1 protein-coding gene is annotated in these 237 nt (G+C 49.4%); it reads right to left on the bottom strand.

What is annotated here, in order from left to right:
- Positions 1-237, bottom strand: a 237-nt coding sequence (locus RRF55_RS27890) for a rhodanese-like domain-containing protein (RefSeq protein ID WP_439419285.1), incomplete at both ends; no start/stop codon positions are given.

Below are 237 nucleotides of genomic sequence, written 5' to 3'. Positions count from 1 at the left end.
CCAGCATCACGAGCAGCACGGGTACCACCCATTAAAATCACATACTCACGCGCACTGTCAAAACCTTCGAGTAACTCTGCAGCACGTGGCGCTTTACTACCGCCACCACATAAAATGTAAATCGGTTGATCCGTCGACACTTGAGTAAGGCTCTGTGCTGAAAGTTCTGTGATTGGCTGATTAATCGCCCCTTTCACGTGTGCTTCAGCATAAGCACTTGAATCGCGTACATCCCAG

This window comes from Klebsiella sp. K47, from assembly GCF_051858335.1.
GTDB lineage: Bacteria > Pseudomonadota > Gammaproteobacteria > Enterobacterales > Enterobacteriaceae > Klebsiella > Klebsiella pneumoniae.
The sequence above is the reverse complement of the archived record's forward strand: the minus strand, read 5'-3'. Positions and strand labels throughout refer to the sequence as shown.